The 22,403-nt window shown below is 59.6% G+C and carries 23 protein-coding genes; 18 read left to right on the top strand and 5 right to left on the bottom strand.

All coding sequences use genetic code 11. The features are described from left to right. Positions 1 to 14: 14 nt before the first annotated feature. Both BN1119_RS05730 and BN1119_RS05725 read right to left on the bottom strand, forming a co-directional pair. Positions 15 to 1,301, bottom strand: coding sequence for an HlyC/CorC family transporter (locus tag BN1119_RS05730; protein WP_041995160.1), 1,287 nt, complete (start codon positions 1,299 to 1,301; stop codon positions 15 to 17). 47 nt (positions 1,302 to 1,348) lie between these two features. Continuing rightward, on the bottom strand, positions 1,349 to 2,140 hold the full coding sequence (locus tag BN1119_RS05725) for a cytochrome C assembly family protein (protein ID WP_041995158.1): 792 nt from the start codon (positions 2,138 to 2,140) through the stop codon (positions 1,349 to 1,351). 201 nt (positions 2,141 to 2,341) lie between these two features. Here BN1119_RS05725 and ffh point away from each other — a divergent pair, with 201 nt between their 5' ends. From ffh to rplS, 5 genes are all read left to right on the top strand, one after another. After that, complete coding sequence (gene ffh / locus BN1119_RS05720; protein ID WP_041995157.1) at positions 2,342 to 3,721, top strand: signal recognition particle protein; 1,380 nt, start codon at positions 2,342 to 2,344, stop codon at positions 3,719 to 3,721. 182 nt (positions 3,722 to 3,903) lie between these two features. Beyond that, positions 3,904 to 4,152: a 30S ribosomal protein S16 gene (rpsP, locus tag BN1119_RS05715; protein ID WP_041995155.1), complete on the top strand. Its 249-nt coding sequence runs from the start codon at positions 3,904 to 3,906 to the stop codon at positions 4,150 to 4,152. Positions 4,153 to 4,176: 24 nt separating this feature from the next. Next, on the top strand, positions 4,177 to 4,698 hold the full coding sequence (gene rimM / locus BN1119_RS05710) for a ribosome maturation factor RimM (protein ID WP_041995153.1): 522 nt from the start codon (positions 4,177 to 4,179) through the stop codon (positions 4,696 to 4,698). A gap of 27 nt (positions 4,699 to 4,725) precedes the next feature. After that, a complete protein-coding gene (gene trmD, locus BN1119_RS05705) occupies positions 4,726 to 5,472 on the top strand; it encodes a tRNA (guanosine(37)-N1)-methyltransferase TrmD (RefSeq protein WP_041995151.1) in 747 nt (248 codons plus the stop codon). 35 nt (positions 5,473 to 5,507) lie between these two features. Then, positions 5,508 to 5,855, top strand: coding sequence for a 50S ribosomal protein L19 (gene rplS, locus BN1119_RS05700; RefSeq protein ID WP_005313505.1), 348 nt, complete (start codon positions 5,508 to 5,510; stop codon positions 5,853 to 5,855). 82 nt (positions 5,856 to 5,937) lie between these two features. Here rplS and BN1119_RS05695 read toward each other — a convergent pair whose 3' ends face one another. Next, positions 5,938 to 6,261, bottom strand: a complete 324-nt coding sequence (locus tag BN1119_RS05695) for an isoamylase early set domain-containing protein (protein WP_041995149.1) — start codon at positions 6,259 to 6,261, stop codon at positions 5,938 to 5,940. Positions 6,262 to 6,341: 80 nt separating this feature from the next. Next, positions 6,342 to 7,016 (bottom strand): DNA mismatch repair endonuclease MutH, encoded by a 675-nt coding sequence (gene mutH / locus BN1119_RS05690; protein ID WP_041995147.1) that lies wholly within the window; start codon positions 7,014 to 7,016, stop codon positions 6,342 to 6,344. Positions 7,017 to 7,744: 728 nt separating this feature from the next. On the opposite strand from mutH, the gene rppH reads away from it, so the two are divergent. The 8 genes from rppH to BN1119_RS05650 all read left to right on the top strand — a co-directional run bounded on the left by rppH (position 7,745) and on the right by BN1119_RS05650 (position 15,431). Further along, a complete protein-coding gene (gene rppH, locus BN1119_RS05685; RefSeq protein WP_084205309.1) occupies positions 7,745 to 8,272 on the top strand; it encodes an RNA pyrophosphohydrolase in 528 nt (175 codons plus the stop codon). 12 nt (positions 8,273 to 8,284) lie between these two features. After that, complete coding sequence (gene ptsP / locus BN1119_RS05680) at positions 8,285 to 10,552, top strand: phosphoenolpyruvate--protein phosphotransferase (protein ID WP_041995145.1); 2,268 nt, start codon at positions 8,285 to 8,287, stop codon at positions 10,550 to 10,552. Positions 10,553 to 10,626: 74 nt separating this feature from the next. Further along, positions 10,627 to 11,454: a prolipoprotein diacylglyceryl transferase gene (gene lgt / locus BN1119_RS05675; protein ID WP_041995143.1), complete on the top strand. Its 828-nt coding sequence runs from the start codon at positions 10,627 to 10,629 to the stop codon at positions 11,452 to 11,454. A gap of 82 nt (positions 11,455 to 11,536) precedes the next feature. Further along, a complete protein-coding gene (thyA, locus tag BN1119_RS05670) occupies positions 11,537 to 12,331 on the top strand; it encodes a thymidylate synthase (protein ID WP_041995141.1) in 795 nt (264 codons plus the stop codon). 233 nt (positions 12,332 to 12,564) lie between these two features. Further along, positions 12,565 to 13,755, top strand: coding sequence for a Na+/H+ antiporter NhaA (nhaA, locus tag BN1119_RS05665; RefSeq protein ID WP_041995139.1), 1,191 nt, complete (start codon positions 12,565 to 12,567; stop codon positions 13,753 to 13,755). A 20-nt stretch (positions 13,756 to 13,775) separates the two neighbouring features. Continuing rightward, the gene (locus BN1119_RS05660; RefSeq protein ID WP_374704033.1) at positions 13,776 to 14,159 is read left to right on the top strand and encodes a hypothetical protein; all 384 of its coding nucleotides are present in this window, start codon (positions 13,776 to 13,778) and stop codon (positions 14,157 to 14,159) included. Continuing rightward, positions 14,146 to 15,078 (top strand): transcriptional activator NhaR, encoded by a 933-nt coding sequence (nhaR, locus tag BN1119_RS05655; protein WP_041995135.1) that lies wholly within the window; start codon positions 14,146 to 14,148, stop codon positions 15,076 to 15,078. The genes BN1119_RS05660 and nhaR overlap by 14 nt, the downstream gene beginning before the upstream one ends. A gap of 50 nt (positions 15,079 to 15,128) precedes the next feature. Next, on the top strand, positions 15,129 to 15,431 hold the full coding sequence (locus BN1119_RS05650) for an ArsR/SmtB family transcription factor (protein ID WP_041995133.1): 303 nt from the start codon (positions 15,129 to 15,131) through the stop codon (positions 15,429 to 15,431). A gap of 49 nt (positions 15,432 to 15,480) precedes the next feature. Here BN1119_RS05650 and rpsT read toward each other — a convergent pair whose 3' ends face one another. Beyond that, a complete protein-coding gene (gene rpsT / locus BN1119_RS05645) occupies positions 15,481 to 15,744 on the bottom strand; it encodes a 30S ribosomal protein S20 (protein WP_041995129.1) in 264 nt (87 codons plus the stop codon). 191 nt (positions 15,745 to 15,935) lie between these two features. On the opposite strand from rpsT, the gene murJ reads away from it, so the two are divergent. The 5 genes from murJ to fkpB all read left to right on the top strand — a co-directional run bounded on the left by murJ (position 15,936) and on the right by fkpB (position 22,362). Further along, positions 15,936 to 17,501, top strand: a complete 1,566-nt coding sequence (murJ, locus tag BN1119_RS05640; protein WP_041995127.1) for a murein biosynthesis integral membrane protein MurJ — start codon at positions 15,936 to 15,938, stop codon at positions 17,499 to 17,501. Positions 17,502 to 17,562: 61 nt separating this feature from the next. Beyond that, complete coding sequence (gene ribF, locus BN1119_RS05635; protein ID WP_041995125.1) at positions 17,563 to 18,537, top strand: bifunctional riboflavin kinase/FAD synthetase; 975 nt, start codon at positions 17,563 to 17,565, stop codon at positions 18,535 to 18,537. Further along, on the top strand, positions 18,537 to 21,398 hold the full coding sequence (ileS, locus tag BN1119_RS05630) for an isoleucine--tRNA ligase (protein ID WP_041995123.1): 2,862 nt from the start codon (positions 18,537 to 18,539) through the stop codon (positions 21,396 to 21,398). Before ribF ends, ileS begins: the two co-directional genes overlap by 1 nt. After that, positions 21,398 to 21,913 (top strand): signal peptidase II, encoded by a 516-nt coding sequence (gene lspA / locus BN1119_RS05625; RefSeq protein WP_041995121.1) that lies wholly within the window; start codon positions 21,398 to 21,400, stop codon positions 21,911 to 21,913. Before ileS ends, lspA begins: the two co-directional genes overlap by 1 nt. Continuing rightward, the gene (gene fkpB / locus BN1119_RS05620) at positions 21,910 to 22,362 is read left to right on the top strand and encodes an FKBP-type peptidyl-prolyl cis-trans isomerase (RefSeq protein ID WP_041995119.1); all 453 of its coding nucleotides are present in this window, start codon (positions 21,910 to 21,912) and stop codon (positions 22,360 to 22,362) included. Before lspA ends, fkpB begins: the two co-directional genes overlap by 4 nt. Positions 22,363 to 22,403: the final 41 nt, after the last annotated feature.

The raw sequence follows: 22,403 nt of genomic DNA, 5'->3' as shown, positions 1-22,403 counted from the left end.
AGCCTGGGTCGGCATCAGTCGTCGTCCTCGTCTGATGCCGTGCTGCGATAAAACTGCGGCATGATGCGCGCCATGGTTACCATGTTCTGCTCGACCTCGAGGATCTCGATGGGGTAGCCCGCCAGCCGGATGCTGATGTTGGGCTGGGGGATCTCCTCCAGGTACTCCAGGATGACGCCGTTGAGGGTGCGCGGGCCATCGGTGGGCAGGTGCCAGTTCATCTCCTTGTTGAGTTCGCGGATGCTGACCGAGCCCTCGACCAGGAAGGAGCCGTCAGGCTGGGGATGGATCTCTTCGCTCGGAGTCGGGGTCATGGAGGTGGTGAAGTCACCGACTATCTCCTCGAGGATGTCGTCCAGGGTGATCAACCCCTGGATGTCACCATACTCGTCGACGATGAGGCCGATCCGCTCCTTGTTGCGCTGGAACTTGGCGAGCTGGACATTGAGGGGCGTCCCCTCGGGGATGAAGTAGAGCTCCTTGACCGCGCGCAGCAGGCTGGACTTGCTGAACTGATCCCTGGCCATCAGCCGCAGGGCATCGCGGGCATGCAGGAAGCCGACCGCGTCGTCTATGTTGTCGCGATAGAGCAGGATCTTGGTGTGGGCGCAATGCACCAGCTGGCGCAGTATGGTCTTCCAGTCGTCATTGATGTCGATGGCATAGATCTCGCTGCGCGGCACCATGATGTTTTCCACCGTCATCTTGTCCAGGTCCAGGATACTGAGCAGCATTTCCTGATGGCGCTGGGGGATCATGCTGCCCGCCTCGTTGACTATGGTGCGCAGCTCTTCGGTGTTGAGGGAGTCTCCCTGCTTGGGCGTGATCTTGAGCAGCTTGAGCAGGCTGCTGGTGATGCCGTTGATCAGCCAGACGAAGGGGTAGAGGGGCACCATCAATCCCTTGAGGATCCAGGAGGCGGGGTAGGCGATCTTCTCCGGATACATGGCGGCCAGCGTCTTGGGGGTGACCTCGCCGAAGATGAGCACCACTATGGTCAGGCCGAAGGTGGCCACGGCCACCCCTATGTCGCCGAACAGCCGAATGCAGACGATGGTGGCGATGGCCGATGCCAGTATGTTGACCAGGTTGTTGCCGATGAGGATGAGGCCGATGAGGCGGTCCGGGCGTGCCAGCAGGCGTTCCACCCGGCGGGCGGCCTTGTGCTTGGTCTGGGCGAGGTGGCGCAACTTGTAGCGGTTGAGCGACATCAGGCCGGTTTCGGAGCTCGAGAAGAACGCGGAAAGGAAGATCAGAATAACGAGAACAATCAGTAACGTACTCGTTGATATGCTGTCCAAGAAGGGCTCCTGTTGGGGCTAAATAATGAATGAAGGGGGGTGAGATATCAGCTCAGCAGCACTTCTTTGACGAAGCGGCTGCCAAAATAGGCCAGGGTCAAGATGGCCGAGCCTATCAGGCTCAGGGTGATGACGCGGCGACCGCGCCAGCCTCTGGCATGATGACCCCAGAGCAGAAATGCGTAGACGCACCAGGCGAGAATGGAGAGCACCGCCTTGTGGGACTTGCCCTGGGCAAACATGTCTTCCAGGAAGAAGAGGCCGGAGGCGATGGAGAGCGTCAGCAGGAACAGGCCGGCGGAGATGAGCTGGAACAGTCGCTTCTCCACCGTCATCAGGGGCGGCATCGCGGGCAGCTGGCTGATCTTGCGAGACTTTAGCTGGCGGTCCAGGCAGGCGAGTTGCAGGGCGAACAGGCAGGCAATCATCAGCACCGAATAGGCCATCAGGGCCAGACCTATGTGCAGCAGTAGCTGGGGATGGGCCTCCAGATGGGTGATGTAGCGGCTCGGGATCAGCGCACTGGCGGTGAGCAGCAGCGCGGAAAACCCATAGACCACTGGCAGCAGGATCCAGCCGTTGAAACGGCGCGCGGCGCAGGTCATGAAGGTGCTGATGATGAGGCTCACCAGAGAGGCCACGTTCAACATGCTGAGATTCTGGCCGGACTGGGTCTGCATTACCTCGGCACCCAGGGTGATGGCGTGAGCGACCAGGGCGAACGCGACGCAGGCAAACAACTTGTGCTGTCCGGTTGGCTTGGCGCTCAGCAACAGGTGCAGGGAGGCGATGATGGCCAGCAGATAAAACGCCAGGGCCAGAACAGAGATCACGATCATAACCAGGTCGTTGTCGAACAAGCAGTTAGATGAACAAGAGAGGCAGTATACCCTGCACCCGAGGTGCTCGCCAGTTGTGCAATTCGCAATCTGCCCATATATAGGGAGCAGGGCGCCGCAGCCGATGCGGCGAATAATCGTCCTCAGGCGATGGCTGAGGTATAATGCCGCCATTTATTACGCCAAGAACCGGAAAGCGTCATGTTTGAGAATTTGACAGAACGACTCTCGCGCACCCTGCGCAACGTCAGTGGCCGTGGGCGGCTGACCGAAGATAACATCAAGGAGACCCTGCGCGAGGTGCGCATGGCGCTGCTTGAGGCGGACGTGGCGCTGCCCGTGGTGCGTGACTTCGTGGCCCGTGTCAAGGAACGCGCCGTCGGCCAGGAAGTGGCCAAGTCCCTGAGCCCGGGCCAAGCCTTCATCAAGATAGTGCATGGCGAGCTGGTCTCCGTCATGGGGGAGGCGAACGAGCAGCTCAACCTGGCAGCCCAGCCGCCGGCCATCATCCTGATGGCTGGCCTGCAGGGTGCCGGTAAGACCACCACGGTCGGCAAGCTGGCCAAGCTGCTCAAGGAGCGCAGCAAGAAGAAGGTGCTGGTGGTCAGTGCCGACGTCTATCGCCCCGCGGCGATCAAGCAGCTCGAGACCCTGGCCGGCGACATCGGCGTCGACTTCTTCCCGAGCGATGCCAGCCAGAAGCCGATCGCCATCGCCACCGCAGCCATCGATCAGGCGCGCAAGAAGTTCTATGACGTGGTGATCGTCGATACCGCAGGTCGTCTGCACGTCGATGGCGAGATGATGGCGGAGATCCAGGATCTGCACGCCGCCATCAAGCCGGTGGAGACCCTGTTCGTGGTGGATGCCATGACGGGTCAGGATGCGGCCAATACCGCCAAGGCATTCAACGAGGCGCTGCCGCTCACCGGCGTCATCCTCACCAAGGCCGACGGCGATGCCCGTGGCGGTGCCGCCCTGTCGGTGCGCCATATCACAGGCAAGCCGGTCAAGTTCATCGGCATGGGGGAGAAGACCGACGCCCTGGAGCCATTCCACCCGGATCGCCTGGCGTCACGCATCCTCGGCATGGGGGACGTGCTGTCCCTTATCGAAGAGGTGGAGCGAAACGTCGACAAGGAGAAGGCGGCCAAGCTGGCCAGCAAGGTCAAGAGCGGCAAGGGTTTCGACCTGGAAGATTTTCGCGAGCAGCTGGTCCAGATGCGCAACATGGGCGGCATGATGGGCATGCTCGACAAGCTGCCTGGCATGTCCGGCCTGCCTGACAACGTGAAAGATCAGATGGATGACAAGCTCACCGTGCGCATGGAGGCCATCATCAGCTCCATGACCCCGAAGGAGCGCGCGCACCCCGATCTCATCAAGGGCTCCCGCAAGCGCCGCATCGCCGCAGGCTCCGGCATGCAGGTGCAGGACGTCAACAAGCTGCTCAAGCAGTTCACCGAGATGCAGCGCATGATGAAGAAGATGTCCGGCAAGGGCGGCATGCGCAAGATGATGGGTCAGATGAAAAACATGCTGCCACCGGGCTTCGGCGGTGGTGGTCGCGGCCCCTTCTAAACGACCCTGCCTGCCATGGCGACAGAGGCTCCCCAAAAGGGAGCCTCTTTTGTCTGTCGCCTGTGCAAAAATTGGCTGGCTCGGTTGCAATCAGCATGAATTCAAGTAGAATTATGCGGCTTATTTTAAGCTAGGGTCCGCGTGTTTGCGGGCCTTGTTCATTAGATGTTAATGAGGACGATATGGTAACCATTCGTTTACAACGTGGTGGCGCGAAAAAGCGTCCGTTCTACCAGGTAGTAGTTGCTGACAGCCGTAACGCCCGTGACGGTCGTTTCATCGAGCGCGTCGGTTTCTTCAACCCGGTTGCTTCTGGTTCCGCTGAGAAGCTGAACCTGGACCTGGCTCGCATCGAGCATTGGGTTGGTACTGGTGCCGCTGTTTCTGACCGCGTTGCCAAGCTGATCAAAGACGCTGCCAAAGCGGCTTAATCAGTTAAACGGTAGGGAGTTAAGGTGGATAAACCTATAGTTCTGGGCACCCTGGGTACCGTATACGGCATCAAGGGCTGGCTGAAAGTGAACTCCTTCACCGATGTTGCCGAAGCGATTTTCGATTACAAACCCTGGCTGATCAATCAGAACGGGGTGTGGCGTGAACTTCAGGTTTCATCCTGGAAGCGTCACAACAAGGGTCTGATCTGCAAGCTCGATGGTATCGATGTGCGCGAGGATGCCCTGGCATTGACCAATGTCGAGATTGGCGTTCACGCCGATCAGTTGCCGAGTCTGCCCGAGGGTGAGTTCTACTGGCGCGACCTGATTGGTTGCACCGTATTGACCACCAAGGGATACGACCTTGGCAAGGTGACCGAATTGATGGAAACCGGCTCCAACGATGTGTTGGTGGTTGAGGCCAATGTAAAAGATGCCTTTGGCGCAAAGGAGCGGTTGATTCCGTTCCTGGAAGAGCAGGTGATCAAGCATATTGATCTGACTGCTCGCACAATCGAAGTTGATTGGGATCCTGGTTTCTAGTTTCCCGCGGTGTGCCGGAGGTTTCTTATGTGGATTGGGGTGATTAGCCTCTTCCCGGAAATGTTCCGAGCCATTACCGAGCACGGGGTAACGGGTCGGGCCGTCAAGAGTGGCCTGCTGCAGATTGAGTGCTGGAACCCCCGGGACTTTACCCACGACAAGCACCGTACGGTCGATGATCGTCCATATGGTGGTGGGCCCGGTATGTTGATGATGGTTCAGCCGCTGCGTGATGCGATTCATGCGGCCAAACAAGCGGCGGGAGACGGGGCGAAAGTCATCTATCTCTCTCCTCAGGGACGCAAGCTGACACAGGCGGGCGTGACCGAGTTGGCGCAGGATCGAAAGCTGATCCTGATTGCCGGTCGATACGAAGGTATCGACGAGCGCGTGATACAAACCGAGGTCGACGAAGAGTGGTCTATCGGCGATTACGTGCTAAGTGGTGGCGAGTTGCCTGCCATGACCCTGATCGACGCGGTTTCGCGTCTGGTTCCCGGGGTATTGGGCGATCAGGCCAGTGCCGAGCAGGACTCCTTCACGGATGGCCTGCTGGATCATCCCCACTACACTCGACCTGAGCTGTTGGATGGATTGGCGGTGCCGGAGGCGCTGACAAGCGGCAATCACGAAGTGATTCGACGCTGGCGGCTCAAGCAATCGCTCGGACGAACCTGGCAACGTAGGCCGGAACTTATTAACAACCTAGCTCTGACTGACGAGCAAGAATTACTTCTTGCCGAGTATGTCCGCGAAGTGCGTGACAGCGTTTAGTAGAGTTTTCAGTTTATCCTAGGTAAGGAAAGACAATGAGCAAGATTATTCAGCAGCTTGAACAAGAGCAACTGCGTACCGACATCCCGGCTTTCGCCCAGGGCGACACCGTACGTGTTCAAGTGCGTGTTAAAGAAGGTGGTAAAGAGCGTCTGCAGGCTTTCGAAGGCATCGTGATTGCCAAGCGTAACCGCGGTCTGCACTCTGCTTTCACCGTTCGCAAGATCTCCAACGGCGAAGGTGTTGAGCGTGTATTCCAGACTCACTCTCCGCTGATCCACAGTGTAGAACTGAAGCGTCGTGGTGATGTTCGCCGCGCCAAACTGTACTACCTGCGCAACCTGTCCGGCAAAGCTGCTCGTATCAAAGAGAAGCTCAACTAATTCGACTCGAATTGGTGTCGATTTATCGACGGATAGTGAAAAGGCTCGCCAATGGCGAGCCTTTTTTATGTCCGCTTCCAGGCTAGGGATTGACCCTGACCACCGAGTTGTCCCGTCCGAACGGGCCCGGGACATAGCCGTCCGCCGCCCAGTCATTGTCGTAACGGCACTCGCCATCGGGCTGGATCAGCCGATAGCAATACTCGAAATGGCTGGGGCCGTCGGTGGGCAGGTTGAGAGTCGCCTTGAACTCACCGCTTTTCATGCGCTTGAGCGCGATCGGCTGCCACTGGTTGAACTCCCCCAGCAGTAGCACCTGCTCGGCCCCCTCTGCGGCGGCTTTTTCCACCTCGAAGGTGACTTTGACTTCCGGACGGGACTTGAGGAACTGCTTGTTGATAGGCATGACGCCTCCTTGTCATTGGCTACGAAGAAACCAGATTGGTTATTTTTATACCAATTTATGACAGGGAGATAGATAAAGCCTCATTTGGGCATGGCAAAGTGACGCATCAGCAGGGCATGGGTGAAGGTGATCTTCAGATAGAAGCCCCGTGGCAGCGTCATGATGGGCTGCCCGGCGCGACCGATGGCCCGGGTCAGGGCCTTGTTGTTGGCGGCCTTGGGGCGCAGCTGCATCACCTGGCCATGACGGGCACTGATCTGTTCCACCTCACCCAGCACTATCATGTCCATCAGCTCCTCCCAATCCTGGCGCAGCAAGGCATCCTCCTCCTCGCTAGGGCACCACATCAGCGGCATGCCGACCCTGCGTTCGCCAACGGGGATCTCCCGACTCCCCTCCACCGGGATCCAGAGCACCCGCGACAGTTTGTTGCGTACATTGGACTCCTCCCAGCGCTGGCCACTGACCCCGATCAGCGGTGCCACGCAGACAAAGGTAGTTTCCAGGGGCTTGCCTCTGGGATCCACCGGGATCGTCTTGAGCTCTATACCGAGCTCGGGGAAGTCCTGCTCCGGCCTGCTGCCGGCACTGGCGCCCAGATGCCATTCGATCAGCTGCCCGACCCAGCCCTTGTCCCGGCGCAGGTCCCGCGGCACAGGGATCCCGGCGTCGGTCGCCAGCTGGGTCAGGGTAAAGCCGGCGATGGCATGAGCACGATCCAGCAGCTCCTGTTCTGACTGGGGGGGATGGGGCATAGGATCCTCCTGTGGATGAAACGTCGGGAACTGTCCCCAAACCGGTTGCTGTCGTTTTTATGACCAGTCCAGATGGCGGGGCAGACGAATACCCTGGCAAGGGCATTCTTTGCTTATGACTATGATTTTAAATGGTTTTGATAGAAAAGTCCGGCTTTGTTCCGCTCGGGATCCTTGGGGGGAGAACTTGTCCAAGGGTTTGTCCTGCTTGTTGCACACAGTTATCCACAGAAAACTTGGATAACTGATCAAGGATGGCAGCCATTGCCGTGGATGGAGAAAAAAAATGTGATCCATCCGCTTTTTCGGCCCGGATCCTGATGAGAAAGGAGGCAAGGCTTGTGGATAAATTGCCCTTGGTGGATCTTTGAGCGCTGGAACTTGTTCACAATCAGGATCCGGGATCCCGCTCCGGATAAAGCATGGATCTTGATCCAGTGTCTTGATGCTAATTCATTGTTTTAAATCCATTTAATGATTTTCATCTTCATTGATATATGCCAGCATATTTATACTCATGGTTGCTGATATTCAGCCGTATACCTGCTTGCCCACAGTGTTATGCACAGAACGGGTGAGCAACTTGCCAGAAAGGATCCCTTTGTTTGTTTATAACTTGGGTTGAAATCGAAAGTTATTCATGGTTAGTGATCGACAACCGCTGTTTGCCGCCAAGGGGTGAATGTGGAACAATCTCTTTATAGATTCAGCCTTTATAAGGTGATCACGTGATAGATGGTGACGGGTTTCGTCCCAATGTCGGCATCGTGATCTGTAACCGCGAAGGACAAGTTCTGTGGGCTAAGCGCTATGGACAACACTCCTGGCAGTTTCCCCAGGGGGGAGTGGATGAGGGTGAAACACCAGAGCAGGCCATGTATCGGGAACTCTATGAGGAGATTGGCCTCAAGCCCGACGATGTGACCATACTGGCTATCAGCCGTAACTGGCTCAAGTACCGCTTACCCAAACGACTTGTCCGATGGGACAGTTCACCGGTCTGTATTGGCCAAAAACAGAAATGGTTTCTGCTGCAGCTGAATCCAGGGAAAGAGTCGCACATTCAATTTGGCTGTTATGGTCATCCTGAGTTCGATGACTGGCGCTGGGTCAGCTTCTGGTATCCGGTTCGCCAGGTGGTCTCTTTCAAGCGGGAGGTGTATCGCCGGGTGATGAAGGAGTTTGCCCCGCTGGCCATGCCGGTGGTGCAGCAGGCAAGCAACAAGAGGGAAGGGCGGCGCCACCGCTCTCGCTAAGGAGCAGAGCATTTGCTGACGGAATTGAGACGCATCGTCGAGAGCATGGCCCAGGCCAATACCCTCGAGCAGGCACTGGAAGCATTGGTGGGCCAGACCCGGCTCGCCATGCAGGTTTCCTGCTGCTCCGTTTACGTCTCCGAGCCCGAGGCGCGCTGCTATCGGCTGGCTGCCACCGACGGTCTGGCGCAATCTGCCGTCGGCAAGACCACCTTGCCATTCGAGCAGGGCATCGTCGGCCTGGTCGGTCAGCGGGAAGAGCTGATCAACCTGGCCGATGCCCCCTCCCACCCCAGTTTCAAGTTCCTGCCCGATGTGGCCGAGGAGGCGTTTCGCTCCTTCCTCGGCGCCCCCATCATGCATCAGCGTCAGGTGGTCGGCATCCTGGTGGTGCAGCAGAAGGAGAGCCGCCGTTTCGATGAGGGGGAGGAGTCCTTCCTGGTCACCCTGGCGGCCCAGCTGGCCGCCCGTCTCGCCCATGCCCAGACCAAGGGCTGGCTGCAGAAGACCGACTGGAGCAAGCCGCTGCGCGGCATCGCCGGGGCAAGCGGCATCGCCATCGCCAGGGCCTGGGTATGGCGACCGCGCAAGGAGCTGGGCTCCATAGTCCCGCGCAAGGATGAGGATCACCATGCCCAGCTGGCCCGCCTCGAGGAGGCGGTGGAGGAGGTGCGCCACGATCTGGAGAGCCTGGCGTTGCGATTTCGTGAGAGTTACAGTCAGGACTCGGTCGCCATCTTCGACATCTATCTGCACCTGCTCAATGATCCCGGCTATATCCGGCCCATCCGCAACAAGGTAAGCAAGGAGCACTGGACTGCGGTCTCAGCGGTCAAGCTGGTCAGTGATCGGCTGATCGACCAGTTCAAGGGGATGAAGGATCCCTACCTGCAGGAGCGATCCACCGATGTGAAGGACATAGCCCAGCGGCTCATCAGTCGGCTGGTGCAAAATGAACCCGAACATTTCACCATAGGGGAACCCGTGGTTCTGGTGGCGGACGAGGTGACGGCCACCATACTGGCCGAGGTCCCCCGCGAGTTTCTCAGTGGTGTGGTTTCCCTCAAGGGGGGGACCAACTCCCATGCCGCCATCCTGGCCCGCGCCATGGGCATCGCTGCCATCATGGGGGTGGAGTTGCCCCTGGGGGACATCGGCGGACGGCAGCTGATCCTGGACGGCTACAGCGGCGATCTCTTCATCGAGCCCAGCGCGCTGCTGCAGGCCGAGTACCGCCAGTTGCTCGACGAGGAGCGGGCGCTGGATACCCTGGTGCGCTCGGTCGACAATCAACCCTCCGAGACGGCTGACGGTGTCAAGGTGTCGCTGCTGCTCAACGCAGGCCTCAGTGCCGATACCGAGATCTCCCTCAGTCAGCTGGCGGATGGCGTGGGGCTCTATCGCACCGAGATCCCCTTCATGCTGCAAGACAGCTTCCCCTCGGAGCTGGAGCAGACCGCCCGCTATCGCGGCATTCTCGAGACCTATCGCGATCGCCCCGTCTGCATGCGTACCCTGGACGTGGGGGGGGACAAGCCGCTCCCCTATTTCCCCATCGTGGAGGAAAATCCCTTCCTTGGCTGGCGGGGGATCCGGCTCACCCTGGATCACCCCGAACTCTTCCTGGTGCAGCTCAAGGCCATGCTGCGTGCCAGCGAGGGGTTGGACAATCTCACCATCATGCTGCCGATGATCAGCAGCGTGGGGGAGATCAAGGCCTCCCGTCGCCTGCTGGATCAGGCCTGGCATGAGGTCTCGGAAGAGGCGGCCGTGCGGGGCGTCACCATCAACTATCCCAGCCTGGGGGCCATGATAGAGGTCCCCTCCGCGCTCTACATATTGCCGGAGATGGCGCCCCTCATCGACTTCTGGTCGGTGGGCAGCAATGACCTGACCCAGTACCTGCTGGCCGTGGATCGCAACAATGCCAGGGTCGCCAACATCTATGATGCCTTCCATCCTGCGGTCATCCGCGCGCTGCAACTGCTGGTCGATGCCTCCCGGCGTTACCAGAAGCCGGTCTCCGTCTGTGGTGAGCTGGCCGGCGATCCGGTCGGCGTGCTGCTGCTGATGGCCATGGGCTATCGCCGCTTCAGCATGAACACCAATAACATTGCCCGCATCAAATATGTGCTGCGCCATGCCAGGCTGAGCGAGCTGACTGACTTGCTGGCGGAGGGGCTCAAGCATGACAACCCCCACGTATTGCGCGGCCTGTTTGCCCGTTATCTGGAAGAGCATGGTTTGGGTGGTCTGCTGCGTGCCGGTCACAAGCCCTGATCCGATTAACATCAAACCTTGTCCCCTGTCGCGAATGATCGCAAAATGCGGCTTTTCGTTTGACTGAGACGCTTATGCAGCACGATGGATATTGGGTTTTCTCGCAGATAGATCCCGTCGCCTTCAGCCTGGGGCCACTATCGGTACGCTGGTACGGTCTCATGTACCTGTTCGGTTTTGCCTTCGCCATGTGGCTGGCGGGTCGACGTGCCGATGCGCCGAACAGCGGCTGGACCCGCAATGAGGTCTCCGACCTGCTGTTCTACGGCTTCCTCGGTGTGATCCTGGGGGGGCGATTCGGTTATGTGCTCTTCTACAACTTCGATCTCTTCCTGGCCGATCCCCTCTATCTGTTCAAGATCTGGACCGGCGGCATGTCGTTCCACGGTGGCCTGATCGGGGTCATCACCGCCATGATCTGGTTTGCTCACAAGACCAAGCGGCATTTTTTCACGGTCGCGGACTTTGTGGCGCCCCTCATTCCGTTTGGCCTCGGCGTGGGTCGGCTCGGCAACTTCATGAATGGCGAGCTGTGGGGCCGGGTGACCGATGTGCCCTGGGCCATCATCTTCCCCGAGGCGGGCCCTGAGCCTCGTCATCCTTCCCAGCTCTATCAGTTCGCCCTGGAAGGAGTGGTGCTCTTCATCATCCTGAATCTGTTCTGGCGCAAGAACCCGCCCCGTGGCGCCATTTCAGGCATGTTCCTGCTCTGTTACGGCCTGTTCCGCTTCCTGGTGGAGTTTGTGCGCCAGCCGGATGTCCAGCTCGGCCTCTATTTCCAGGAGATCAGCATGGGGCAGATCCTCTCTACCCCGATGATCATCATCGGCGCCCTGATGGTCTGGCTTGCCTACAAGCGTCCACAACTGTTCGGCAACGCGGCAAAGGAGGCAAAGTCATGAGGGGTTATCTCGGTCTTGTGCAGAAGACGCTGGCCTGCAGGGGCGTGAGAGTCTGTGGTGATGTGACCAGGGAGGAAAAGTCATGAAGGCTTATCTCGACCTGATGCAGAAAATCCTGGATGAGGGCACCGTCAAGTCTGACCGCACCGGCACGGGCACCGTCTCCCTGTTCGGCCATCAGATGCGCTTCAACCTGGCGGAAGGTTTCCCGCTGGTGACCACCAAGAAGTGCCACCTGCGCTCTATCATTCACGAGCTGCTCTGGTTCCTCAATGGCGACACCAATACCGCCTATCTGAAGGAGCATGGCGTCAGCATCTGGGATGAGTGGGCAGATGAGCACGGCGATCTGGGCCCGGTTTACGGTGCCCAGTGGCGTTCCTGGCCGGCGGCCGACGGCTCCGTCATCGACCAGATCCAGAAGGCGGTGGACGACATCAAGCACAACCCGGATTCGCGCCGCATCATCGTCTCTGCCTGGAACGTGGGGGAGCTGGACAAGATGGCGCTGGCTCCTTGTCACGCCTTCTTCCAGTTCTATGTGGCGGATGGCAAACTCTCCTGCCAGCTCTATCAACGCAGCTGCGACGTATTCCTCGGTCTGCCGTTCAACATCGCCAGCTACGCCCTGCTGACCCACATGATGGCCCAGCAGTGCGATCTGGCGGTGGGAGACTTTGTCTGGACCGGTGGTGATGTGCACCTCTACTCCAACCACATGGAACAGACGGCCCTGCAGCTCTCCCGCGAGCCGCGCCCGCTGCCGACCCTGGTGATCAAGCGCAAGCCGGACTCCATCTTCGACTACAGGTTCGAGGATTTCGAGATCCAGGGCTATGACCCTCATCCAGGCATCAAGGCGCCCGTCGCCATCTGAGCCAGAGGCGCCTGCGGGCGCCTTTTTCATTCCTGTTTATTTGCCCTATAGTATTTTTTATTCCCATTTCGTTACTGGGAAGGGAGTCTTCTCCATCCGATGGCGGTCGATCATCAGCCATAGAGGATGGTGGATTCGGTTTTATCGTTGTTTTTGGCTGTAAGAAACGATTTTTCATTACTCACATCCCTCTCTAGACTGAGTCCTATATGTTTTTTGGGAGTAGCTTGAACATGAGTGAAGTATTGAAACGCTTTCTGAAACTGGAGTCCGCCTCGGGGATTATTCTGATCCTGGCGGCACTGGTTGCTCTCTTGCTCGCCAACTCCAATCTGGCCGATGCCTATCAGGCCTTCCTCAACACCCAGGTGCAGGTTCGCATCTCGGCGCTGGACATCAACAAGCCGTTGCTGCTCTGGATCAACGATGGCTTCATGGCCATCTTCTTCCTGTTGGTGGGGCTGGAGGTGAAGCGGGAGATGATGGAAGGGGCCCTCTCTTCCCGGGAGCAGGCAACCTTCCCGGCTATCGCCGCCGTGGGAGGCATGTTGGTGCCTGCGCTGATCTACTCCTTCTTCAACTATGGCGATGAGGCGACGCGAGCGGGCTGGGCCATACCGGCGGCGACCGATATCGCCTTTGCCCTCGGCGTCATGGCGCTGCTCGGCAAGCGGGTTCCCACCAGTCTCAAGGTCTTCCTGCTGGCTCTCGCCATCATGGATGATCTCGGGGTCATCATCATCATCGCCCTCTTCTATACCCAGCAGCTGTCACTGACGGCGTTGGCGGTTGGCCTGGTCGCCACTCTACTGCTGGTGTGGATGAATCGTCGCGGGGTGGATCGCATCTCCCTCTATATGCTGGTCGGGCTGGTGCTCTGGGTGGCGGTGCTCAAGTCGGGTGTCCATGCAACCCTGGCGGGGGTGGTGGTCGGCTTCCTGATCCCGCTCAAGGGCGAGCGCCACGCCTCGCCGCTCAAGCACCTGGAGCATCAACTGCATCCCTGGAGCGCCTATCTGATCCTGCCGCTGTTCGCGTTTGCCAACGCGGGTGTGTCTCTTGACGGGATCGGTCTCGACACTCTGCTCGGCCCTGTCCCCCTGGGGATCATGCTGGGGCTGTTCGTGGGCAAGCCGCTTGGTATCTTTACCATCAGCTGGCTGTCGGTGCGCCTGGGCATAGCCCAGCTGCCGCCCGGGGTGAATTTCTTCCAGATCTTCGCGGTCAGCATCTTGTGTGGCATAGGGTTTACCATGTCGATGTTCATCGCGTCTCTGGCGTTTGAACATGGCGGCATGGACTATGGCAGCTACTCGCGCCTCGGCATCCTGGTGGGCTCCACCCTGGCGGCCCTGGTGGGTTATGTCGCCATGCGTCTGGCCTTGCCCAAGGGGATCGCCGATCAGAGTACGGAGGGGTTATGAAGAAGAGCTTGATGGTACTGATGCTGCTCGGACCGACTGCTGTCTGGGCGAATGGGTTGGAGCAGTGCAAGCAGGATGCCGGATCGGCAGAGTGTGCCACCTACCTCAACGGAGTGGTCGATGGTGCCCTCGCCATGGGAGACCAGCAGGCGCGCGCCCGTTTCGGCGAGACCTTCCAGGAGCGCGCCCTGCGCAGCCGGGTGGGGGAGCGGCTCAAGCATGAGAACAAGCGCTATTGTGGTCAGCGTATGCCCGATGCGGCCAAGTTGAAGCAGACCCTGATCGATCAGTTCGCGGCGAACAAGGTTGACTCGGTCAGCGACATGTATGACATTCTGGCGGTTGAACTCAGCTGCTACCGGAGCCCGCGTACCGCGGGAACCCCATCGGATGTCACACCTTAATTACAACCATCTCTACTATTTTTGGATGACTCAAAAGAAGGGCTCTGTCACCCAGGCGGCAGAGGCCCTTTTTTTGACGCCGCAAACCGTCACCGGTCAGATCAAACTGCTGGAGCAGCGCCTGGGGGGGAAACTGCTCAAACGCAAGGGACGCTCCCTCGAAGCGACGGAGCTGGGGCAGCTGGTGTTTCGTTACGCCGACAAGATGTTCAGCCTCTCTTACGAAATGCTGGATATCGTCAACTATCGCAAGGAGAGCCAGATCCTGTTCGATGTCGGCATTGCCGATGCGCTCTCCAAGCGCCTGGCGAGCCGGGTACTGCTCTCCGTCATCCCCAATGATGGCTCCATCCACCTGCGTTGTTTCGAGTCGACCCATGAGCTGCTGCTCGAACAATTGAGCGAGCACAAACTCGACATGATCCTCTCCGACTGCCCGGTGGATTCGGGTCAGCATGCGGGCCTGCTCTCCAAGCGACTCGGTGGCTGCGGGGTCAGCTTCTTCTGCAAGGCCCCCATGCCAGAGAAGCCGTTTCCCGCCTGTCTGGAGGAGCGCAAGTTGCTCGTACCGGGTCGCCGCACCGCCATGGGACGCCAGCTGACCCAATGGCTGGAGCAGCAGGGCATCTCCCCCAGCATTCTGGGGGAATTTGATGATGCGGCGCTGATGAAGGCCTTTGGCTTCTTCAATCAGGGCATCTTCATGGCGCCCACCATCTACCGGGAAGAGATACTCGAGGGGGAGGGGGTCATGCTGCTTGGCGAGACCCAGGACCTGATGGAGGAGTATTACGTCATCTTCGCCGAGCGGATGATCCAGCACCCGGCAGTGAAGCGGGTATGTGACAGCGACTTCTCGTTTTTGTTCGCCGGCCAGGAGGACTTCGCCACCATACAGCCTGCGACCCTGTCGTTTTAAATTCAGGCCAATCAAGGTATTATCCCGACTTGCTTCAAGAGGAGAGCGGCATGGATCTGGAGGCGATGGAGGCGAATGCGGGGAGGGCGGTGGCCTTGCTCAAGGCGCTTGCCAACGAACGGCGGCTGTTCATTCTCTGCCAGTTGCTGGACAGGGAGTTGTCGGTCGGTGAGTTGAATGCGGTGCTGGGGCTGAGTCAATCGGCACTGTCACAGCATCTGGCGGTACTGCGCCGGGATGAACTGGTGACGACGCGAAAAGAGGCTCAAACCGTCTATTATTCGCTGCGCAGCGTTGAGGTGCGCGAGATGATAGGACTGCTGCACAGGCTGTATTGCAGCTCACAGCAATAAAAAACCGGCACTATGGCCGGTTTTTTTAGCTTTATACAGCCGAAGCTGATTAAGCCATAGCTTTGATCTGGGCAGACAGGCGGCTCTTGTGACGAGCAGCTTTGTTCTTGTGGATCAGGCCTTTGGTAGCCATGCGATCCATGATCGGCTGAGCGGTAGCGAAAGCAGCAACGGCAGCAGCTTTGTCGCCAGAGGCGATGGCAGCAATTACTTTCTTCAGGTAGGTACGGGTCATGGAACGACGGCTGGCGTTGTGCTGACGACGTTTTTCTGCCTGAATCGCGCGCTTCTTAGCAGATTTGATGTTAGCCAAGGTAAAACTCCTAAAACTGTCTTAGCGAGTGTATTGAAAAGGCCGAGAAATATGCCTTCTCAACCACATATTGTCAAACGATTTGTGCAAATAAACACCGCCCCCCGGTGGTGTGGCAATAGGGAGACGGTTAAACTGTCGGCCGATTCTAACAGCATTCTTCCCGTTCTGACAGTTCCAGAGGCTTCGTCTTGAGTAAGAAATTGATCAAATCCGGCATGATAGTCTCCTCCATGACGCTGGTCTCCCGCGTCATGGGTCTGGTACGCGATGTGGTGATCGCCAACCTGCTCGGCGCCGGGGCGGCGGCCGACGTCTTCTTCTTCGCCAATCGCATCCCCAACTTCCTGCGCCGTCTGTTCGCCGAAGGAGCATTCAACCAGGCCTTTGTCCCCGTGATGACCGAATACAAGAAGAAGGGGGATGAGGGGGAGGTGCGCGAGCTGCTGGCCGCCGTGGCGGGGACCCTGGGGGGTATCGTCACCCTGGTGACTCTGCTGGGGGTGATTGGCTCCGGGGCCCTGACTGCCCTGTTTGGCTGGGGCTGGTTCTGGGACTGGCTGCATGGCGGTCCGGCGGCCGAGAAGTTCGAGCTGGCCAGCCTGATGCTCAAGATCACCTTCCCCTATCTCTGGTTCATCACCTTCACCGCCATGGCGGGAGCTATTCTCAACACTTTTGGCCGCTTCGCCGTCTCCTCCTTTACCCCGGTATTTCTCAATATCGCCATGATAGCGGCGGCCTGGTGGATAGCGCCCCTGCTGGAGCGGCCCGAGCTGTCGCTGGCGATAGGGGTCTTTTTGGGCGGTCTGGTGCAGTTTCTGTTTCAGTACCCCTTTTTACGTCAGATCAACATGCTGGTCTGGCCAAAGTGGGGCTGGCACCACCCCGGGGTGGTGAAGATACGTACCCTGATGATCCCGGCGTTGTTCGGGGTGTCGGTCAGCCAGATCAACCTGTTGATCAACACCATGCTGGCCTCCTTTCTCGCCACTGGCGCCATCAGCTACCTCTACTACTCGGATCGGCTGCTGGAGTTCCCCCTCGGCCTGTTTGCGGTAGCCATCAGTACCGTCATCCTGCCCGCGCTGGCCAAGACCCATGTGGACTCAGATCCCGCCGATTTTTCCCGCACCATGGATTGGGGAGTGCGCATGGTGATGCTGCTGGGGCTGCCCGCCATGATAGGGATCGCCGTGCTGCGCGAGCCCATATTGCGGGTGCTCTTCATGCGCGGTGAGTTCGGCCTGCACGAGGTGAGCATGTCGGGGGCCAGCCTGCTGGCGTCCACCACGGGCCTGCTCTCCTTGATGCTGATCAAGGTGCTGGCTCCAGGTTACTACGCCCGCCAGGACACCAGGACGCCGGTGCGCATCGGTATCATGGCCATGGTGGCCAACATGGCATGTAACCTCGTCTTCATCTATCCCCTGGGTTATGTGGGGCTGGCCCTGGCGACCGCCTGCTCGGGCACCCTGAATGCGGTCTTGTTGTTCAAGGGGTTGTATCAGCAAGGGGTCTATCGTCCTTCGCGTCAGACCGGGGTCTTCTGCCTCAAGCTGCTGGCGGCGACCCTGGTCATGGGAGGTCTGATTGGCTACCTGTCGCCGGACCTTGCCCAGTGGGGGGCCTGGAGCATGGCCAAGGCCAGCTGGGAGCTGGCACTGCTGCTCTTGATGGGGGGCAGCGTCTACGGGATCTGTCTGCTTGCCTTCGGAATTCGCCCGCGTCATCTGAAATCCAGCCGGGAGGGCTGATCCAGACCGCCGCCTGAGATATAATCCGGCGATTTCGACAGCAGCAGAACACAAGGCACTGATGGAGCTTATCCGCGGTATCCACAATATCAAGCCCCGTCACCGGGGTTGCGTGTTGACCATAGGCAACTTTGATGGGGTCCATCAGGGTCATCGCGCCGTGCTGGCGCGGCTGCAGGAGAAGGCCGCCGCCCTTGGCTTGCCGGCTTGCGTCCTGCTGTTCGAGCCCCAGCCCCTTGAACTGTTTGCGGGGGCCGATGCCCCGGCACGCCTCTCCCGGCTGCGGGAGAAGGTGGAAGCCCTGGCGGCGCTGCATATCGATCGTCTGCTCTGCGTGCGCTTTAGCCACGCATTCGCCAGCCAGGCCGCCAATACCTTCATCGAACAGCTCCTGGTCGACAAGCTGGGGGTGCGCTATCTGGTGGTGGGGGATGATTTTCGCTTCGGCAAGGGGCGGGAAGGGGATTTTCACCTGTTGGAGGCAGCGGGCCGCCGTTTCGGTTTCGAAGTGGTCAGCACCCAGAGCTTCGAGCTTGCCCGCCAGCGGGTCAGCAGCACCCTGGTACGCGAGGCGCTCAAGGCGGGTCGGATGGCCGAGGTGGAGCTGATGCTGGGTCGTCCCTATGCCATCAGTGGCCGGGTGGCCCACGGCGACAAGCTGGGGCGCACCATAGATTTTCCCACCGCCAATCTGGCCCTCAAGCGGCAGGTCATCCCGGTCGGTGGCGTGTTTGCGGTGGAAGTGTTATGTTCCGGCGAGATCTTCCCCGGTGTTGCCAACGTGGGCGTGAGGCCGACCGTGAGCGGTACTCAAGCCAGATTGGAAGTACATTTATTTGATTTTTCTGGTGATCTATATGGTCAGCAGGTCAAGGTGCTGCTTCGCCACAAGCTGCGCGAGGAGCAAAAATTTGCCTCTTTCTCCGCCTTGAAAGAACAGATCGAACGAGATGCCCAGGCAGCCCGAGCCTGGTTTGGGCTGCCGTTATTCAATTTACCCAGCACTCTTTTAGAAAAGAAGGGAACCCAGGACTGATGAGCGACTATAAACACACCCTGAATCTTCCGGAAACCGAGTTCCCGATGCGTGGCGATCTGGCCAAGCGCGAACCCGGTATGCTCAAGCGTTGGTACGATCAGGATCTCTACGGGGCCATTCGCCGCGCCAAAGCGGGCAAGCCCTCCTTCATCCTGCATGACGGCCCTCCCTATGCGAACGGCAGCATTCACATCGGTCACTCGGTCAACAAGATCCTCAAAGACATCATCGTCAAGTCCAAGGGGTTGTCCGGCTTCGATTCCCCCTATGTACCGGGTTGGGATTGCCATGGTCTGCCCATCGAGCTGAAGGTGGAAGGAAAGGTCGGCAAGCCGGGGGTCAAGATCTCCGCCGCCGAGTTCCGCGCCGAGTGCCGCAAGTATGCCAAGACCCAGATCGAGGCCCAGAAGAGCGACTTCGTCCGTCTGGGTGTGCTGGGTGACTGGGAAAAACCCTACCTGACCATGGATTTTGGCACCGAAGCCAACATCATCCGCTCCCTGGCCAAGATCGTGGACAATGGTCACCTGCACAAGGGTTCCAAGCCGGTGCACTGGTGTACCGACTGTGGCTCTGCCCTGGCCGAGGCCGAGGTGGAGTACTACGACAAGGATTCCCCCGCCATCGATGTGCGTTTCAAGGCCGTCGACGAGGCCGAGGTGGCTGGCAAGTTTGACTGCGCCGAGGGTCACTTCGGTCGCGGTCCGCTCTCCGTGGTGATCTGGACCACCACTCCCTGGACCCTGCCGGCCAACCGCGCCGTGGCCTTGCACGCCGACCTGGACTATGCCCTGGTGCAGGTGGAAGGCGAACATCCGGAGCGCCTGATCCTGGCCGCCGATCTGGTCAAGGACGTGATGGACCGCGCCGGTATCGAGCAGTTCCATCATCTGGGTTATGCCAAGGGCGCCGCGCTCGATCTGCTGCGCTTCAAGCACCCCTTCTACAGCTTCGATGTGCCCATCGTGCTGGGCGAGCACGTCACCCTGGACGCAGGTACCGGCGCGGTGCACACCGCCCCCGGCCATGGCCAGGAAGACTTCGTGGTTGGTCAGAAGTACGGCCTGGAAGTGGCCAACCCGGTGGGCAGCAACGGCGTCTACCTGCCGGACACCCAGCTGTTCGCCGGCCAGCACGTGTTCAAGGCCAACACCGCGGTGGTCGAGGTGCTCAAGACCCATGGCGCCCTGCTCCATCACAAGGTGTTCAACCACTCCTACCCGCACTGCTGGCGCCACAAGACGCCGATCATCTTCCGTGCGACGCCCCAGTGGTTCATCAGCATGGAGCAGAAGGGATTGCGCAAGCAGGCCCTGACCGAGATCGACCGCATCGAGCAGGAGGGCATCACCCAGCACGGCCAGAGCGGCTGGGTACCCGCCTGGGGCAAGAACCGCATTCAGGCCATGGTGGAGAACCGCCCGGACTGGTGTATCTCCCGTCAGCGTACCTGGGGCGTGCCCATCTCCCTGTTCGTTCACAAAGAGACCCAGCAACTGCACCCTGAATCCGTGCGCCTGATGGAAGAGGTGGCCAAACGGGTCGAGCAATCCGGCATCCAGGCCTGGTGGGATCTGGACAAGGCCGAGCTGTTGGGGGAGGACGCCGACCATTACGACAAGGTGCCCGACACCCTGGACGTCTGGTTCGACTCGGGTTCGACCCACTCCTCCGTGGTGGCGGCCCGTCCCGAGTTCAACGGCAAGACGGCGGATCTCTACCTGGAAGGGTCGGATCAGCACCGTGGCTGGTTCATGTCCTCGCTCATGATAGGCGTGGCCATGAACAACAAGGCCCCTTACAACCAGGTGCTGACCCATGGTTTCACCGTGGATGGCCAGGGCCGCAAGATGTCCAAGTCCATCGGCAACGTGGTCAGTCCGCAAGATGTGATGAACAAGCTGGGTGCCGACATCCTGCGTCTGTGGGTCGCGAGCACCGACTACACCGGCGAGATGACCGTCTCCGACGAGATCCTCAAGCGCAGTGCCGATGCCTATCGTCGCATCCGCAACACCGCCCGCTTCCTGCTGGCCAACCTCAACGGCTTCAATCCGGCGACCGACATGGTCGCGCCCGCAGACATGGTGGTGGTGGATCGTTGGGCGGTGGGCCGTGCCAAGGCGGTGCAGGCCGAGATTGTCGAAGCCTATGAGGCCTATAACTTCCACGGCGTGACCCAGAAGCTGATGCAGTTCTGCTCCATCGAAATGGGTTCCTTCTACCTGGACGTCATCAAGGACAGGCAGTACACCGCCAAGGCCGATGGCCTGGCCCGTCGCTCCTGCCAGACCGCGCTCTATCACATCGCCGAGGCCATGGTGCGCTGGATGGCGCCCATCATGAGTTTCACCGCCGACGAGATCTGGGCCCTGCTGCCGGGCGAGCGCGGTGAATTCGTGTTCACCGAGGAGTGGTATGACGGCCTGTATGGCCTGGCCGCCGGTGAGCAGATGGGTGATACCTTCTGGGCCGAGATCCTGGCCGTGCGCGGTGAGGTGAACAAGGCCCTGGAAGCGGCCCGTGGCGAGAAGCGGATCGGCAGCTCCCTGCAGGCCGAGTTGACCCTGTTCGCCAAGCCCGAACTTGCCGCTCGTCTGAATGCCCTGGCCGATGAGCTGCGCTTCGTGCTGCTCACCTCCAAGGCCAGGGTGATCAGTGCCGATGCCGCACCGGAAGGTGCCGTTGCGACCGAGCGCGATGACCTGTGGCTGAACGTTGCCCAGTCTGCCGCCGCCAAGTGCGACCGCTGCTGGCACCATGTGGAAGACGTGGGCACGATCAAAGGGCACGAAGAGATCTGTGGCCGCTGTGTCAGCAACGTTGAGGGTGACGGCGAAGCTCGTCAATTTGCCTGATGAAGATGACTCACGACAAGAGTGGCCTGCGCTGGCTGTGGCTGGCGGTGATGGCCTTCATTCTCGACCAGGCGAGCAAGCTCGCCGTGGTCAAGATGCTGCCTTTTGGCTACCCGGGGGTGGAGATCACTCCCTTTTTCAACCTGGTACACGTCTATAACAAGGGGGCGGCATTCAGCTTCCTGGCCGATCAGGGGGGCTGGCAGCGCTGGTTCTTCGCCGTGCTGGCCTTCGCCATCTGCGGCCTGCTGACCCACTGGCTGCGCAAGCAGCCGGCAAGCATGCGCTGGAGCGGCATCGCGTACTCCCTCATCATCGGCGGTGCCCTCGGCAACGTGTTCGATCGCCTGGTGCTGGGTCATGTGGTCGATTTTCTCGACTTCTACTGGGGACGCGCCCACTGGCCCGCCTTCAATCTGGCGGACAGCTTCATCTTCATCGGCGCCGCCATGATAGTGCTGGACGGCTTTCGCGGCGAAAAGGCCGTGGGCAAGCAAGGCAAGGAGTCGGCATGAGCACGCTTATCGGTCATGACAGCCGGGTGCTGTTCCACTTCACCATCAAGCTGGAGGATGGCTCCGTCGCCGACAGCACCCAGTTGCACGGCAAGCCGGCGCGACTGACCATGGGGGATGGCAGCCTGACGCCGCAGTTCGAGCAGTGTCTGCTGGGACTGCGACAGGGAGAGGCCAAGAGCTTCACGCTGAGCCCGGAGCAGGCCTTTGGCCTCTCCAATCCCGACAACATCTATCATCTGGACCGCGCCAAGTTCGGTGCGGATGTGGAGCCCAAGGTGGGCGCCATCATCGTCTTCGATCAGCCCAATGGCGGCGAGCTGCCCGGCATAGTGCGGGCGGTGCAAGGCATGTCGGTGACGGTCGATTTCAACCATCCCCTGGCTGGCCATACCGTCACCTTCGAGGTGGAGATCCTGGGGGTTGACGACCAGGAGGAGGTGTTGTGATGGCGGATATGCTGCCGGCGGTCACCCTTGATCTTCCCGTG

This window comes from Aeromonas bivalvium, from assembly GCF_000819765.1.
Classification (GTDB): domain Bacteria; phylum Pseudomonadota; class Gammaproteobacteria; order Enterobacterales; family Aeromonadaceae; genus Aeromonas; species Aeromonas bivalvium.
This window is presented reverse-complemented; position numbering and strand designations above follow the sequence as displayed.

What these genes read in the sequence shown, in the direction of transcription:
- nhaA (WP_041995139.1), top strand. Translation starts at nt 12,565, where the DNA reads ATGAGTGAAGTATTGAAACGCTTTCTGAAACTGGAGTCCGCCTCGGGG.
- lspA (WP_041995121.1), top strand. Translation starts at nt 21,398, where the DNA reads ATGAAGATGACTCACGACAAGAGTGGCCTGCGCTGGCTGTGGCTGGCG.
- lgt (WP_041995143.1), top strand. Translation starts at nt 10,627, where the DNA reads ATGCAGCACGATGGATATTGGGTTTTCTCGCAGATAGATCCCGTCGCC.
- ribF (WP_041995125.1), top strand. Translation starts at nt 17,563, where the DNA reads ATGGAGCTTATCCGCGGTATCCACAATATCAAGCCCCGTCACCGGGGT.
- mutH (WP_041995147.1), bottom strand. Translation starts at nt 7,016, where the DNA reads ATGCCCCATCCCCCCCAGTCAGAACAGGAGCTGCTGGATCGTGCTCAT.
- nhaR (WP_041995135.1), top strand. Translation starts at nt 14,146, where the DNA reads ATGTCACACCTTAATTACAACCATCTCTACTATTTTTGGATGACTCAA.
- fkpB (WP_041995119.1), top strand. Translation starts at nt 21,910, where the DNA reads ATGAGCACGCTTATCGGTCATGACAGCCGGGTGCTGTTCCACTTCACC.
- trmD (WP_041995151.1), top strand. Translation starts at nt 4,726, where the DNA reads ATGTGGATTGGGGTGATTAGCCTCTTCCCGGAAATGTTCCGAGCCATT.
- BN1119_RS05725 (WP_041995158.1), bottom strand. Translation starts at nt 2,140, where the DNA reads ATGATCGTGATCTCTGTTCTGGCCCTGGCGTTTTATCTGCTGGCCATC.
- thyA (WP_041995141.1), top strand. Translation starts at nt 11,537, where the DNA reads ATGAAGGCTTATCTCGACCTGATGCAGAAAATCCTGGATGAGGGCACC.
- rplS (WP_005313505.1), top strand. Translation starts at nt 5,508, where the DNA reads ATGAGCAAGATTATTCAGCAGCTTGAACAAGAGCAACTGCGTACCGAC.
- BN1119_RS05660 (WP_374704033.1), top strand. Translation starts at nt 13,776, where the DNA reads ATGCTGCTCGGACCGACTGCTGTCTGGGCGAATGGGTTGGAGCAGTGC.
- ffh (WP_041995157.1), top strand. Translation starts at nt 2,342, where the DNA reads ATGTTTGAGAATTTGACAGAACGACTCTCGCGCACCCTGCGCAACGTC.
- ileS (WP_041995123.1), top strand. Translation starts at nt 18,537, where the DNA reads ATGAGCGACTATAAACACACCCTGAATCTTCCGGAAACCGAGTTCCCG.
- BN1119_RS05650 (WP_041995133.1), top strand. Translation starts at nt 15,129, where the DNA reads ATGGATCTGGAGGCGATGGAGGCGAATGCGGGGAGGGCGGTGGCCTTG.
- BN1119_RS05695 (WP_041995149.1), bottom strand. Translation starts at nt 6,261, where the DNA reads ATGCCTATCAACAAGCAGTTCCTCAAGTCCCGTCCGGAAGTCAAAGTC.
- rpsP (WP_041995155.1), top strand. Translation starts at nt 3,904, where the DNA reads ATGGTAACCATTCGTTTACAACGTGGTGGCGCGAAAAAGCGTCCGTTC.